The organism is Streptomyces sp. NBC_01520 (assembly GCF_045040375.1).
GTDB lineage: Bacteria > Actinomycetota > Actinomycetes > Streptomycetales > Streptomycetaceae > Streptomyces.
This window is the reverse complement of record NZ_CP109404.1, coordinates 1,757,280-1,771,600: the sequence shown is the minus strand read 5'-3', so window position 1 is coordinate 1,771,600 and position 14,321 is coordinate 1,757,280. Positions and strand designations below refer to the sequence as shown.

The window sequence follows — 14,321 nt, the reverse complement described above, 5'->3', positions numbered from 1 at the left end:
GACTCGCCGGAAAGGGAAACGCGAAAGCGAAGAACTGGAAAGCGAAACCCGCTTCGACCGGGAATCGGACACGAAAGAGTCTGATAGAGTCGGAAACGCAAGAACGAAGGGAAGCGCCCGGAGGGCCCCGGTGAAACGGGACCGAAGGAAGCGTCCGTTCCTTGAGAACTCAACAGCGTGCCAAAAGTCAACGCCAGATATGTTGATACCCCGGCCTGCTTCGGCAGGTTGGTGGTTCCTTTGAAAAGTCCTGCCGGTCCTTCGGGTCTGGTAGGCAACAACAGCGAGGACGCTGTGAACGACCGGTCTTATTCCGACCTGGTCGTTCCGCTCTCGTGTTGTGATCCCGATTACGGGAAAACATTCACGGAGAGTTTGATCCTGGCTCAGGACGAACGCTGGCGGCGTGCTTAACACATGCAAGTCGAACGATGAAGCCTTTCGGGGTGGATTAGTGGCGAACGGGTGAGTAACACGTGGGCAATCTGCCCTTCACTCTGGGACAAGCCCTGGAAACGGGGTCTAATACCGGATAACACTCTGTCCCTCATGGGGCGGAGTTAAAAGCTCCGGCGGTGAAGGATGAGCCCGCGGCCTATCAGCTTGTTGGTGGGGTAATGGCCTACCAAGGCGACGACGGGTAGCCGGCCTGAGAGGGCGACCGGCCACACTGGGACTGAGACACGGCCCAGACTCCTACGGGAGGCAGCAGTGGGGAATATTGCACAATGGGCGAAAGCCTGATGCAGCGACGCCGCGTGAGGGATGACGGCCTTCGGGTTGTAAACCTCTTTCAGCAGGGAAGAAGCGAAAGTGACGGTACCTGCAGAAGAAGCGCCGGCTAACTACGTGCCAGCAGCCGCGGTAATACGTAGGGCGCAAGCGTTGTCCGGAATTATTGGGCGTAAAGAGCTCGTAGGCGGCTTGTCACGTCGGATGTGAAAGCTCGGGGCTTAACCCCGAGTCTGCATTCGATACGGGCTAGCTAGAGTGTGGTAGGGGAGATCGGAATTCCTGGTGTAGCGGTGAAATGCGCAGATATCAGGAGGAACACCGGTGGCGAAGGCGGATCTCTGGGCCATTACTGACGCTGAGGAGCGAAAGCGTGGGGAGCGAACAGGATTAGATACCCTGGTAGTCCACGCCGTAAACGTTGGGAACTAGGTGTTGGCGACATTCCACGTCGTCGGTGCCGCAGCTAACGCATTAAGTTCCCCGCCTGGGGAGTACGGCCGCAAGGCTAAAACTCAAAGGAATTGACGGGGGCCCGCACAAGCAGCGGAGCATGTGGCTTAATTCGACGCAACGCGAAGAACCTTACCAAGGCTTGACATATACCGGAAAGCATCAGAGATGGTGCCCCCCTTGTGGTCGGTATACAGGTGGTGCATGGCTGTCGTCAGCTCGTGTCGTGAGATGTTGGGTTAAGTCCCGCAACGAGCGCAACCCTTGTTCTGTGTTGCCAGCATGCCCTTCGGGGTGATGGGGACTCACAGGAGACTGCCGGGGTCAACTCGGAGGAAGGTGGGGACGACGTCAAGTCATCATGCCCCTTATGTCTTGGGCTGCACACGTGCTACAATGGCCGGTACAATGAGCTGCGATGCCGCGAGGCGGAGCGAATCTCAAAAAGCCGGTCTCAGTTCGGATTGGGGTCTGCAACTCGACCCCATGAAGTCGGAGTTGCTAGTAATCGCAGATCAGCATTGCTGCGGTGAATACGTTCCCGGGCCTTGTACACACCGCCCGTCACGTCACGAAAGTCGGTAACACCCGAAGCCGGTGGCCCAACCCCTTGTGGGAGGGAGCTGTCGAAGGTGGGACTGGCGATTGGGACGAAGTCGTAACAAGGTAGCCGTACCGGAAGGTGCGGCTGGATCACCTCCTTTCTAAGGAGCATCTAGATTCCGCAAGGAGTCCAGAGACCATTACGTCGGCAAATGTTCGACGGTGGTTGCTCATGGGTGGAACGTTGACTATTCGGCACGACAGGTTGTTTTCATGAGTACTGCTTCGGCGTGGAAAGTGAAGGGGATCGGTCGGGTCGGGCACGCTGTTGGGTATCTGAAGGTGCGGGCTTTTTTAGTCTGGATCTTCGGTTGCCGGCCCCAGTGCACTCACCTGTAAGGGTGGGGTGATGGGTGGCTGGTCGTTGTTTGAGAACTGCACAGTGGACGCGAGCATCTGTGGCCAAGTTTTTAAGGGCGCACGGTGGATGCCTTGGCACCAGGAACCGATGAAGGACGTGGGAGGCCACGATAGTCCCCGGGGAGCTGTCAACCAAGCTTTGATCCGGGGGTTTCCGAATGGGGAAACCCGGCAGTCGTCATGGGCTGTCACCCGCTGCTGAACACATAGGCAGTGTGGAGGGAACGCGGGGAAGTGAAACATCTCAGTACCCGCAGGAAGAGAAAACAACCGTGATTCCGGGAGTAGTGGCGAGCGAAACTGGATGAGGCCAAACCGTATGTGTGTGATACCCGGCAGGGGTTGCGCATACGGGGTTGTGGGATCTCTCTTTCATAGTCTGCCGGCTGTGAGACGAGTCAGAAACCGTTGGTGTAGGCGAAGGACATGCGAAAGGTCCGGCGTAGAGGGTAAGACCCCCGTAGCTGAAACATCAACGGCTCGTTTGAGAGACACCCAAGTAGCACGGGGCCCGAGAAATCCCGTGTGAATCTGGCGGGACCACCCGCTAAGCCTAAATATTCCCTGGTGACCGATAGCGGATAGTACCGTGAGGGAATGGTGAAAAGTACCGCGGGAGCGGAGTGAAATAGTACCTGAAACCGTGTGCCTACAAGCCGTGGGAGCGTCGCTGTATGTGCTTGCACATGCAGTCGTGACTGCGTGCCTTTTGAAGAATGAGCCTGCGAGTTAGCGGTGTGTAGCGAGGTTAACCCGTGTGGGGAAGCCGTAGCGAAAGCGAGTCCGAATAGGGCGATTGAGTTGCACGCTCTAGACCCGAAGCGGAGTGATCTAGCCATGGGCAGGTTGAAGCGGAGGTAAGACTTCGTGGAGGACCGAACCCACCAGGGTTGAAAACCTGGGGGATGACCTGTGGTTAGGGGTGAAAGGCCAATCAAACTCCGTGATAGCTGGTTCTCCCCGAAATGCATTTAGGTGCAGCGTCGTGTGTTTCTTGCCGGAGGTAGAGCACTGGATAGGCGATGGGCCCTACCGGGTTACTGACCTTAGCCAAACTCCGAATGCCGGTAAGTGAGAGCACGGCAGTGAGACTGTGGGGGATAAGCTCCATGGTCGAGAGGGAAACAGCCCAGAGCATCGACTAAGGCCCCTAAGCGTACGCTAAGTGGGAAAGGATGTGGAGTCGCAGAGACAACCAGGAGGTTGGCTTAGAAGCAGCCACCCTTGAAAGAGTGCGTAATAGCTCACTGGTCAAGTGATTCCGCGCCGACAATGTAGCGGGGCTCAAGCGTACCGCCGAAGTCGTGTCATTCATACACATATCCCCAACGGGAGTATGGATGGGTAGGGGAGCGTCGTGTGCCGGGTGAAGCAGCCGCGGAAGCGAGTTGTGGACGGTTCACGAGTGAGAATGCAGGCATGAGTAGCGATACACACGTGAGAAACGTGTGCGCCGATTGACTAAGGGTTCCTGGGTCAAGCTGATCTGCCCAGGGTAAGTCGGGACCTAAGGCGAGGCCGACAGGCGTAGTCGATGGACAACCGGTTGATATTCCGGTACCCGCTTTGAAACGCCCAATACTGAATCAGGCGATGCTAAGTCCGTGAAGCCGGCCCGATCTCTTCGGAGTTGAGGGTAGTGGTGGAGCCGATGAACCAGACTTGTATTAGGTAAGCGATGGGGTGACGCAGGAAGGTAGTCCAGCCCGGGCGGTGGTAGTTCCCGGGGTAAGGGTGTAGGCCGTGTGGTAGGTAAATCCGTCACACGTTAAGGCTGAGACCTGATGCCGAGCCGATTGTGGTGAAGTGGATGATCCTATGCTGTCGAGAAAAGCCTCTAGCGAGTTTCATGGCGGCCCGTACCCTAAACCGACTCAGGTAGTCAGGTAGAGAATACCGAGGCGTTCGGGTGAACTATGGTTAAGGAACTCGGCAAAATGCCCCCGTAACTTCGGGAGAAGGGGGGCCATCACTGGTGATTGGATTTACTCCATGAGCTGGGGGTGGCCGCAGAGACCAGCGAGAAGCGACTGTTTACTAAAAACACAGGTCCGTGCGAAGCCGTAAGGCGATGTATACGGACTGACGCCTGCCCGGTGCTGGAACGTTAAGGGGACCGGTTAGTGCACTTTCGGGTGTGCGAAGCTGAGAACTTAAGCGCCAGTAAACGGCGGTGGTAACTATAACCATCCTAAGGTAGCGAAATTCCTTGTCGGGTAAGTTCCGACCTGCACGAATGGCGTAACGACTTCTCGACTGTCTCAACCATAGGCCCGGTGAAATTGCACTACGAGTAAAGATGCTCGTTTCGCGCAGCAGGACGGAAAGACCCCGGGACCTTTACTATAGTTTGATATTGGTGTTCGGTTCGGCTTGTGTAGGATAGGTGGGAGACTTTGAAGCGGCCACGCCAGTGGTTGTGGAGTCGTCGTTGAAATACCACTCTGGTCGTGCTGGATGTCTAACCTGGGTCCGTGATCCGGATCAGGGACAGTGTCTGATGGGTAGTTTAACTGGGGCGGTTGCCTCCTAAAGAGTAACGGAGGCGCCCAAAGGTTCCCTCAGCCTGGTTGGCAATCAGGTGTTGAGTGTAAGTGCACAAGGGAGCTTGACTGTGAGACCGACGGGTCGAGCAGGGACGAAAGTCGGGACTAGTGATCCGGCAGTGGCTTGTGGAAGCGCTGTCGCTCAACGGATAAAAGGTACCCCGGGGATAACAGGCTGATCTTCCCCAAGAGTCCATATCGACGGGATGGTTTGGCACCTCGATGTCGGCTCGTCGCATCCTGGGGCTGGAGTCGGTCCCAAGGGTTGGGCTGTTCGCCCATTAAAGCGGTACGCGAGCTGGGTTTAGAACGTCGTGAGACAGTTCGGTCCCTATCCGCTGTGCGCGTAGGAATATTGAGAAGGGCTGTCCCTAGTACGAGAGGACCGGGACGGACGAACCTCTGGTGTGCCAGTTGTCCTGCCAAGGGCATGGCTGGTTGGCTACGTTCGGAAAGGATAACCGCTGAAAGCATCTAAGCGGGAAGCCTGCTTCGAGATGAGTATTCCCACCACCTTGAGTGGTTAAGGCTCCCAGTAGACGACTGGGTTGATAGGCCAGATGTGGAAGCCCGGTAACGGGTGGAGCTGACTGGTACTAATAGGCCGAGGGCTTGTCCTCAGTTGCTCGCGTCCACTGTGTTGTTCCCAGGCCACGAACGGTCGTGCTGGTTGAACAACTACTTAAACTGAAAAGTGTGCTTGTTCGCTAAGTGCCGATACTCCGCATTGCGGAGTGGCCGATAGTGTTTCGGTGGTCATTGCGTTAGGGAAACGCCCGGTTACATTCCGAACCCGGAAGCTAAGCCTTTCAGCGCCGATGGTACTGCAGGGGGGACCCTGTGGGAGAGTAGGACGCCGCCGAACAATCTTTCAAGGACCCCTGGTCCCAGCGTTCATGCTGGGACCAGGGGTCCTTTTGTTTTTTCCGAAGCGCGTCGGATGGTCGGCTGCGCGAGAATGTCTGTGGTACCCGATGACAGGAGTCACCCCCATGTCCACCAACTCTTCCGACGACCGTCCGGAGCGCGAGCCGCGTCGCCGGGACGGCGGTGACAGGGGCGGCTTCCGAGGCGCTCGTGACGACCGGTCCTCCGCGCCCCGACGTGACAACGACCGCGGTGGCAGCACCGGCGGTGGCTTCCGCCGTGACGACCGGGCTCCGCGCCGTGATGACAACCGTGGTGGCAGCACCGGCGGTGGCTTCCGCCGCGACGACAGCCGGGGTGGTGGCAGCACCGGTGGTGGCTTCCGCCGTGACGACCGTGCCCCGCGCCGCGACGATGACCGTGGTGGATACCGTGGCGGTCAGCAGCGTGACGACCGTGGCGGCCGGCCCACCGGTGGTGGTTTCGACCGCCGAGACGACCGCGCCCCCCGGCGTGACGACAACCGTGGTGGCAGCACCGGCGGGGGCTTCCGCCGCGACGACAACCGTGGCAGCAGGCCCACCGGCGGTGGCTTCGACCGCCGAGACGACCGCGCCCCCCGGCGTGACGACAACCGTGGTGGGGGTTCCGGCGGTGGTTTCCGTCGTGACGACAGCCGGGGTGGTGGCAGCACCGGTGGTGGCTTCCGCCGTGACGACAACCGTGGCAGCAGGCCCACCGGCGGTGGCTTCGAGCGCCGAGACGACCGTGCCCCGCGCCGCGACGATGACCGTGGTGGATACCGTGGCGGTCAGCAGCGTGACGACCGTGGCGGCCGGCCCACCGGTGGTGGTTTCGACCGCCGAGACGACCGCGCTCCGCGCCGCGACGACAACCGTGGTGGCAGCACCGGTGGTGGCTTCCGCCGTGACGACAACCGTGGCAGCAGGCCCACCGGCGGTGGCTTCGAGCGCCGAGACGACCGCGCTCCGCGCCGTGATGACGACCGTGGTGGATACCGTGGCGGTCAGCAGCGTGACGACCGTGGCGGCCGGCCCACCGGTGGTGGCTTCGAGCGCCGCGACGATCGCCCCCGCGGCCCCCGCCGCGACGACGACCGCCCCAGCAGCGGCGGCTTCCGCCGTGACGACAACCGTGGCAGCAGGCCCGCCGGCGGTGGCTTCGAGCGCCGAGACGACAACCGTGGTGGCGGCACGAGTGGTGGGTTCCGCCGCGACGACCGGGCGCCACGCCGGGACGACGACCGGCCGAGCAACTTCCGCCGTGACGACCGTGCCCCGCGCCGTGATGACGACCGTGGTGGATACCGTGGCGGTCAGCAGCGCGACGACCGTGGCGGCCGGCCCACCGGTGGTGGCTTCGAACGCCGCGACGACCGCCCCCGCGGCCCCCGCCGCGACGACGACCGCCCCAGCAGCGGCGGCGGCTTCCGTCGCGACGACCGGGACCGTGCACCGCGTCGCGACAACGACCGGGGCAACGACCGTGGCGGATTCCGCGGACGCGACGACCGGGGCGGCTACCAGGGTCGCGACGACCGCGGTGGCTACCAGGGCCGGGACGACCGTGACCGCGAGCCGATCAAGCGGCTTCCGATTCCGGACGACGTCACCGGCCAGGAGATCGACAAGGACGTCCGCCAGGAGCTGATGAGCCTGCCGAAGACCCTTGCCGAGGACGTCGCGCGGAACCTCGTCATGGTGGCCCGTCTGATCGACGAGGACCCCGACCAGGCATACGCGTACTCCCGGATCGCCCTGCGACTCGCGTCGCGGGTCGCCGCGGTGCGTGAGGCCGCCGGCTTCGCCGCGTACGCCACACAGAAGTACGCGGAGGCGCTGGCCGAGTTCCGGGCGTCCCGTCGGATGACCGGTTCCGTGGACCTGTGGCCCGTCATGGCCGACTGCGAGCGCGGACTCGGGCGTCCCGAGCGGGCCATGGCCATGGCGGGCGAGCCCGAGGTGCAGAAGCTGGACAAGGCCGGTCAGGTCGAGATGCGACTGGTCGCCGCCGGTGCACGCAGGGACATGGGGCAGATCGATGCCGCCATCGTCACGCTGCAGAGCCCCGAGCTCGCCTCCAGCGCCGTGCACTCCTGGACCCCGCGCCTGCGGTACGCCTACGCGGACGCGCTCCTGGAAGCAGGGCGTGAGGACGAGGCCCGCGAGTGGTTCGGCAAGGCCCTGGAGGCAGACAAGGACGGCGCGACCGACGCGTCCGACCGGCTTGCCGAGCTCGACGGTGTCGAGTTCGTCGACGTCCTCGGTGACGACGAGCAGCCGGCCGGAGCGCCCGTGACCGAAGCGGCCGAGGAGGCTGCGGACGACGAGGACGACGAGGACGACACGGCGACCGACGCCACCGAGATCGACATCGACGACGAAGATGACGACGACGAAGATGACGACGACGAAGATGACGATGGCGACGATGCGGACGGATCCGCGAAGGCGTAAGTACTGACGCACCGACAGGAAGAGGGCGGCACCCGCAACGGGTGCCGCCCTCTTCCTGTTTACGGGCCGTCAGCCCCTCGGTCCGTCAGTCGGTGTGGAGGCTGCGCAGGACCAGGCCCGTAGCCGGCTTGGGTCCGAACGACGTCGACTTGCGGGGCATGGTGACACCCTGCCTCGCCAGGTCCCGGACGACGTCCTCGCGCACCGGATGCATCAGGACCGCCGTGGCATCGTGCCGCTCCGCCTGCTCGACCGCCGCAGCCGTGTCGTGGATGTAGGCGATGTGCTCCGGGGCGTCGGGAATCCGCCAGACGGAGTCCAGGAGCGTTGAGTGCAGAACGGTCGCGTCGAGTGCGCGCCAGGCCGCCGGCCGGTCCGCGCGGATCGTGCGGGCCAGCAGCCGCTCGTCCGGCCGGTCGACGAGATGGAAGCGGCCGTCGCCCGCGAGGACGAAGGCGTTGCCCTCCGTAGCGGCCTCCGCGAGCGCGTCGAGCGCCCGGGGGAGCGGCCCCTCGACGGTCCGGACCCGGAATCCCTCGCCGAGCGCGGCGAGCGCGTCCGCGACCGGGAGTCGGCGCAGCAGCCGGTGGATGCCCCGGACCTGCAAGGGGTAGCGGGTCGTGTCCACGAGGAGCACCAGCCCGAAGTCCCAGGGGCCTGGCGTGGATTGCTCCTGCTGGAGCCTGAGATAGGTGGCCCAGCGGTGGTGGCCGTCCGCGATGAGCGCCTGGCGGCGGGCGAGGTCGGACGCGATCTCCGCCTGCTCGGCAGGATCCGTGACGGCCCAGAGGCGATGGCCGAAACCGTCGTCGGTCGTCGTGGTGAGAAGCGGCAGACGCTTTACCACCCGCTCGATGACGGCCGTCGCACCGGTCGGCCCGCCGTCACCGGCGTAGCTGAGCAGCAGAGGCTCGAAGTGAGCGGCCGCGGTGCGCATCAGGTCGGCGCGGTCCTCCACGACATCGGCCATGACGTCCTCGTGCGGCAGCACGATGCCCTCGGATGCCGGGGAGAGGCCCAGTGCGCCGATCACTCCGCGCTGCAGGAGGTCGCCCGTCGACTGCTCGTAGACATAGAGCGCCGGCACGGGGTCCGGGGCGAGTACGCCCTCCGCGAGCCAGCGCTTCAGCGTCTCTGCGGCCTGCTGGTGCCGCTCGGCGGCGGTGCCGGCCTGCGGCAGGATCAGCCGCACGATGTTGTACGGATCGGCGGACTCCAGGTGGTGCAGTCCGTCGGGCCGTACGACGACGTCGTAAGGGGGCGATGTCACCGCGGCCAGGCTGCCGACCCGTTCGGGGACGTACCGAAGGCCGCGGAAGGGGATCAGCCGCAGCCCCTGATCGGCGGCGGACCCGGATGTGTTCATCTGGGCATCGTATGTGCGCACCGGGCGATGCGGGATGATCGGGGGAGAAGCTTGGAAAGAGGAGCGCAGGTATATGAGTCAGCGGTACAGGTCCCGGCCGCTCGGGAACAGCGCGGCACTGAGCGAGGCGTACGACACGGCTCTGCTCGATCTCGACGGGGTGGTGTACGCGGGCGGGCATGCGATCCGGTACGCCGTCGACTCGCTCGGCACCGCGCGGGACGGCGGGATGCGGCTGGCGTACGTGACGAACAACGCCCTGCGGACACCGGACGCCGTGGCGGAGCATCTGACGGAGCTGGGAATCCCGGCCGAACCCTCCGATGTGATCACCTCGGCGCAGGCGGTGGCGCGGCTGATGGCCGATCAGCTGCCGCCCGGGGCACGGGTACTCGTGGTCGGCGGAGAAGGGCTGCTCGTCGCGCTGCGCGAGCGCGGCCTGGTGCCGGTGGAGTCGGCGGACGACGACCCGGTCGCGGTCGTGCAGGGATTCGGTGGGCCCGACCTCGCGTGGGGGCGGCTCGCCGAGGCGGCGTACGCGGTCGCGCGCGGGGCGGCGTGGTTCGCCTCCAACACGGACCTGACGATTCCGAGCGCCCGCGGCATCGCGCCGGGCAACGGTGCGGCGGTGGAGGTCGTACGGATCGCCACGGGCGCCGAGCCGCAGGTCGCGGGCAAGCCGTTGCCGCCGATGCACCGCGAGACGGTGCTGCGTACCGGGGCCGAGCGGCCGCTGGTCGTCGGGGACCGGCTGGACACGGACATCGAGGGCGCGTTCAACGGAGGTGTCGACTCGCTGCTGGTGCTCACCGGGGTGACCGACGCCGCGCAGCTGCTCGCCGCCGAGCCGAAGTACCGGCCGGCCTATGTGGACCGGGACCTTCGCGGCCTGCTCACCGGCCAGCCCGAGGTGACGGAGGACGGCGACGGGATCCGGTGCGGCGGCTGGACGGCCGCAGTGCGCGGGGAAGCCCTCGTGCTGGACGGCGACGGGGATGCCCTGGACGGTCTGCGGGCCCTGTGCGGGGCGGCGTGGACACACGCCGGGGAAGGTTCGTGCGGACTCGACGCGGGGAAGGCGTTGGCCAGGCTCGGTCTGTAGTCGAGGCGGCGTACGGAACCGGACAGTTGAGAGCACTGGAGGATAGGCTAACCTAACCTGGTGTTGGTCGAGAATCCCCCCGAATCGAGTGCCGGCCCCGTAGCCGCGCCGGCGAAGGCCCTGCCCGCCGGGCGCCACGCGGTACGCACCGCAGGGCTCCTGGTCGCTGTGGGAGTTCTGGTGCTGGTGTGCCTCGCGAGTGTCGCGATCGGCGCCAAGGCGCTGCCCATGTCCGAGGTCTGGCACGGCCTGTTCCACTACTCCGGGGGCAGCGGCGACGTCCTCGTACGCGATGTGCGCGTCCCGCGCACCGTGCTCGGGCTGATCGTCGGGGCCGCGCTGGGCCTCGCCGGGGCGGTGATGCAGGCGCTGACCCGCAACCCCCTCGCCGAGCCCGGCCTGCTGGGCGTCAACGCGGGGGCGTCGGCGGCCGTCGTCTCCGCCATCAGCTTCTTCGGCGTGACCTCGCTGACCGGCTACGTCTGGTTCGCGTTCGGCGGTGCGGCGATCGTGTCCGTGGCGGTGTACATCCTCGGCGGCAGCCGGTCCGCGAACCCCGTACGCCTCGCGCTCGCGGGGACTGCGGTCACCGCGGCGCTGTTCGGCTACGTCAACGCCGTCCAGCTGCTCGACGCGGCGGCCCTGGACCGGCTGCGGTTCTGGACCGTCGGATCACTGGCCTCCGCGAACATGGAGACCGTCGGCAAGGTGTGGCCGTTCATCGCGCTCGGCGTACTGATCGCGCTGCTCATCGCCCGGCCGCTGAACGCGCTGGAGATGGGTGACGACACCGCCAGGGCACTCGGCGCCCATCTGACCCGCACCCGGATCCTCGCCATGGTGGCCGTCACCCTGCTCTGCGGGGCCGCGACCGCCGCCTGCGGGCCGATCGTCTTCATCGGGCTGATGATCCCGCACCTCGTCCGCACCATCACCGGCCCCGACATGCGATGGATCCTGCCGTACGCGGCCGTCCTCGCGCCCGTGCTGCTGCTCGGCGCGGATGTGGCCGGCCGGGTCGTCGCCCGCCCCTCCGAACTGCAGGTCGGTATCGTCACCGCGCTGCTCGGCGGGCCGGTCTTCATCCATCTCGTACGACGCAGGAGGATGGCCCAGCTGTGAAGGCCGCACAGGACACCGAGGCCGAGCGGACCACCGGGGCCCCGCGGGACACCGGAACCGGGCCCGCGCCGGACACCACGAGGACCGTGCACGCGGTCCGTACCCCCGGCGGGCTCTCCTTCCGGGTGGACGCACGGGCGTTCACCGTGATCGTGCTGCTCACCGTGGCCGCCGCCGCGGCCGCCGTGGTGCTCATAGGCAGCGGTGACTTCTCCATGACGCCGGGCGAGGTCCTCACCACCCTGTTCGGCAACGGCACGTTCCAGCAGGAATTCATCGTCACGGACCTGCGCCTGCCGAGGGTCCTGGTCGGGCTCCTGGTCGGTGCCGCGCTCGGCGTGGGCGGTGCCGTCTTCCAGAGCGTCTCCCGCAACCCGCTGGGCAGCCCCGACGTGCTCGGCTTCGGCCAGGGCTCCGCGGTCGGCGCCCTCATCGTGATCGTGCTCTTCCACGGCGGGCCGACCGAGGTCGCCGCGGGTGCGGTGGGCGGAGGCGTGCTCACCGGTGTGGCCGTCCACCTGCTGGCCTGGAGACGGGGCGTCCACGGCTACCGGCTCGTCCTCGTCGGCATCGGTGCCGCCGCGATGCTCACCGCCGCGACCCATTACCTGATCACCAAGGCCAACCTCGTCGACGCCACCCGCGCCGTCGTCTGGATGACCGGCTCGCTCGACGGCCGGGACTGGGCACAGGTCTGGCCGCTGCTCGCGGTCTGCGCCGTTCTCGTACCCCTGGTCCTGGGCCACGGACGGGCCCTGCGCATGCTGGAGATGGGCGACGACGCCGCCCACGCGCTCGGCGTACGGGTGGAACGCACCCGGCTCGTCCTGCTGGGCTGCGCCGTGGTCCTCGTCGCCGTCGCCACGGCCGCCGCAGGCCCCATCGTCTTCGTCTCGCTGAGCGCCCCGCAGGTCGCCCGCAGACTCACCCGCTCACCCGGACCCAACCTGGCCGCCGCGGCCTGCACGGGCGCGGCCCTGCTGCTCGTCGCCGACTGGACCGCCATGAACGCCTTCGGGGACCGCCAGCTCCCGGTGGGTGTGGTCACCGGGGTACTCGGCGGCTGCTATCTGCTGTGGCTCCTGGTGTCCGAGCGCACGGCGGGACGCATATGAGACCCGGCCCGCCGGCGAAGGCGCCGGACACCCCGCAACCACGGCCCATCAACTCCGGGAGCAGGACCATGCAGCGCCTCACCGCAGATTCGGTGACCCTCGGTTACGACCAGCGGACCATCGCCGAGAACCTCTCGGTCGAGATACCCGACCGGTCCTTCACCGTGATCGTCGGCCCCAACGCCTGCGGCAAATCGACCCTGCTGCGCGCGCTCTCCCGGATGCTCAGGCCGAGCCGCGGAGAGGTCCTGCTGGACGGGCAGTCCATCCACCGGCTGCCCGCGAAGAAGGTCGCACGGACCCTGGGCCTGCTGCCCCAGTCCTCCATAGCCCCCGACGGCATCACGGTCGCCGACCTCGTCTCGCGCGGCCGGTACCCGCACCAGGGGCTGCTCCGCCAGTGGTCGCCCGAGGACGAGCGGATCGTCGTGGAGTCCATGGCCTCGACCGGCGTCGGCGAGCTCGCCGACCGCTACGTCGACGAGCTGTCCGGCGGCCAGCGCCAGCGGGTCTGGATCGCCATGGCGCTCGCCCAGCAGACCCCGCTGCTGCTGCTCGACGAGCCGACGACGTACCTCGACATCCAGCACCAGATCGACGTGCTCGACCTCTGCGCGGAACTGCACGAGACCCAGGGCCGCACGCTGGTCGCCGTGCTGCACGACCTGAACCACGCCGCCCGGTACGCCACCCACCTCATCGCCATGCGCAAGGGCGAGATCGTCTCCGAGGGCGCGCCCGGCGACATCGTCACGGCGGAGCTCGTCGAGGACGTCTTCGGGATGCGGTGCCAGGTCATCGACGACCCCGAGACGGGAACGCCGCTCGTCGTCCCGGCCGCCCGCAAGAAGCGTGCGTCGGCCGCCTGACCCGCCGTATCGGCTACAGGAGCGACCTGAGCTTCAGCAGATCGCGGAAGCCCGCCTCAAGCCGGACCCGGCCGGACGCCCAGGCCTTCGCGAAATTCAGCTCGCCGTCCACCAGGGCCACCAGATCGTCCCCGGTCATGGCGAGCCGGATCTCGGCCTTCTCGCGGGGCGGACCGTCGGCGGTGTCGAGCACCCGGATCCGGCCGTTCGTCAGCCGGCCTGTGAACGTCGCGTCGAGATCCTTGATGTGGCAGCTCAGCGAACGGTTGAGCGCGGCAGCGCCGCGTACGTCGCCGTCCGCCGAGGCAAGGTTGTCGGAAAGTGTGTCGAGTGCGCTGCGGCACTCCGCCATGGTCGCCATCGGCACCGACGGTACCCCAGCGCTTCGCGGTAGCGTTTCGGCATGAGTGACTGGATGCCGGAACCGGAGACGCCGCCCGAGGCCGTACCCGCGCCCCCCGCGCCCCCCGCGCCCCCCGCGCCCTCCTACGACACCGCTCCGCCCGCCCCGCTCGGTGTCACACGTACCCCCACCGGGCATGCCGCAGTGGACGCGCGGCTGGAGCGCCTGGCCGACGCCGACCACCTCCCGGCGGACGGGCACACCGAGGTGTACGAGGATGTACACCGTGGGCTGCGCGACGAGCTGACCGCGCTGGACGCCCGGCCCGCACCCGCACCGACGCCCAGTGACAACAACAGGAGCTGA

Annotated in this window: 8 protein-coding genes, 3 rRNA genes and 1 pseudogene; 10 read left to right on the top strand and 2 right to left on the bottom strand. The window is 66.1% G+C overall.

Features of this window, described 5'->3' with window-relative positions:
* The first annotated feature begins 363 nt into the window (after positions 1-363).
* From OG524_RS08020 to OG524_RS08000, 5 genes and pseudogenes are all read left to right on the top strand, one after another.
* A 16S ribosomal RNA gene (locus tag OG524_RS08020) occupies positions 364-1,889 on the top strand.
* A gap of 299 nt (positions 1,890-2,188) precedes the next feature.
* A 23S ribosomal RNA gene (locus OG524_RS08015) occupies positions 2,189-5,314 on the top strand.
* Positions 5,315-5,442: 128 nt separating this feature from the next.
* A 5S ribosomal RNA gene (rrf, locus tag OG524_RS08010) occupies positions 5,443-5,559 on the top strand.
* Together the 16S, 23S and 5S rRNA genes form the textbook arrangement of a ribosomal RNA operon.
* A 127-nt stretch (positions 5,560-5,686) precedes the next feature.
* Positions 5,687-7,156, top strand: a pseudogene (locus tag OG524_RS08005) (hypothetical protein); the annotation flags it as partial.
* A 75-nt stretch (positions 7,157-7,231) separates the two neighbouring features.
* Complete coding sequence (locus OG524_RS08000; RefSeq protein ID WP_405812442.1) at positions 7,232-8,038, top strand: hypothetical protein; 807 nt, start codon at positions 7,232-7,234, stop codon at positions 8,036-8,038.
* Positions 8,039-8,123: 85 nt separating this feature from the next.
* Here OG524_RS08000 and OG524_RS07995 read toward each other — a convergent pair whose 3' ends face one another.
* Positions 8,124-9,404 (bottom strand): DUF1015 domain-containing protein, encoded by a 1,281-nt coding sequence (locus OG524_RS07995; protein ID WP_405809617.1) that lies wholly within the window; start codon positions 9,402-9,404, stop codon positions 8,124-8,126.
* 73 nt (positions 9,405-9,477) lie between these two features.
* Between OG524_RS07995 and OG524_RS07990 the strand changes: the two genes are divergently transcribed.
* The 4 genes from OG524_RS07990 (at position 9,478) to OG524_RS07975 (ending at position 13,612) form a co-directional block, all read left to right on the top strand.
* Positions 9,478-10,506 (top strand): HAD hydrolase-like protein, encoded by a 1,029-nt coding sequence (locus OG524_RS07990; protein ID WP_405391645.1) that lies wholly within the window; start codon positions 9,478-9,480, stop codon positions 10,504-10,506.
* A 120-nt stretch (positions 10,507-10,626) separates the two neighbouring features.
* Entirely contained in the window at positions 10,627-11,628 is a 1,002-nt protein-coding gene (locus OG524_RS07985; protein ID WP_405393273.1) for a FecCD family ABC transporter permease, read from the top strand.
* Between the two features lie 86 nt (positions 11,629-11,714).
* Positions 11,715-12,743, top strand: coding sequence for a FecCD family ABC transporter permease (locus OG524_RS07980; protein WP_405393275.1), 1,029 nt, complete (start codon positions 11,715-11,717; stop codon positions 12,741-12,743).
* A gap of 68 nt (positions 12,744-12,811) precedes the next feature.
* Complete coding sequence (locus tag OG524_RS07975) at positions 12,812-13,612, top strand: ABC transporter ATP-binding protein (RefSeq protein WP_405391646.1); 801 nt, start codon at positions 12,812-12,814, stop codon at positions 13,610-13,612.
* Positions 13,613-13,625: 13 nt separating this feature from the next.
* On the opposite strand, the gene OG524_RS07970 is transcribed toward OG524_RS07975, so the two are convergent.
* Positions 13,626-13,973: an SCP2 sterol-binding domain-containing protein gene (locus OG524_RS07970; RefSeq protein ID WP_405809615.1), complete on the bottom strand. Its 348-nt coding sequence runs from the start codon at positions 13,971-13,973 to the stop codon at positions 13,626-13,628.
* A 42-nt stretch (positions 13,974-14,015) separates the two neighbouring features.
* On the opposite strand from OG524_RS07970, the gene OG524_RS07965 reads away from it, so the two are divergent.
* Positions 14,016-14,321 carry a hypothetical protein gene (locus OG524_RS07965; RefSeq protein ID WP_405809613.1) on the top strand — a complete coding sequence of 102 codons (306 nt, stop codon included), beginning with the start codon at positions 14,016-14,018 and terminating at the stop codon, positions 14,319-14,321.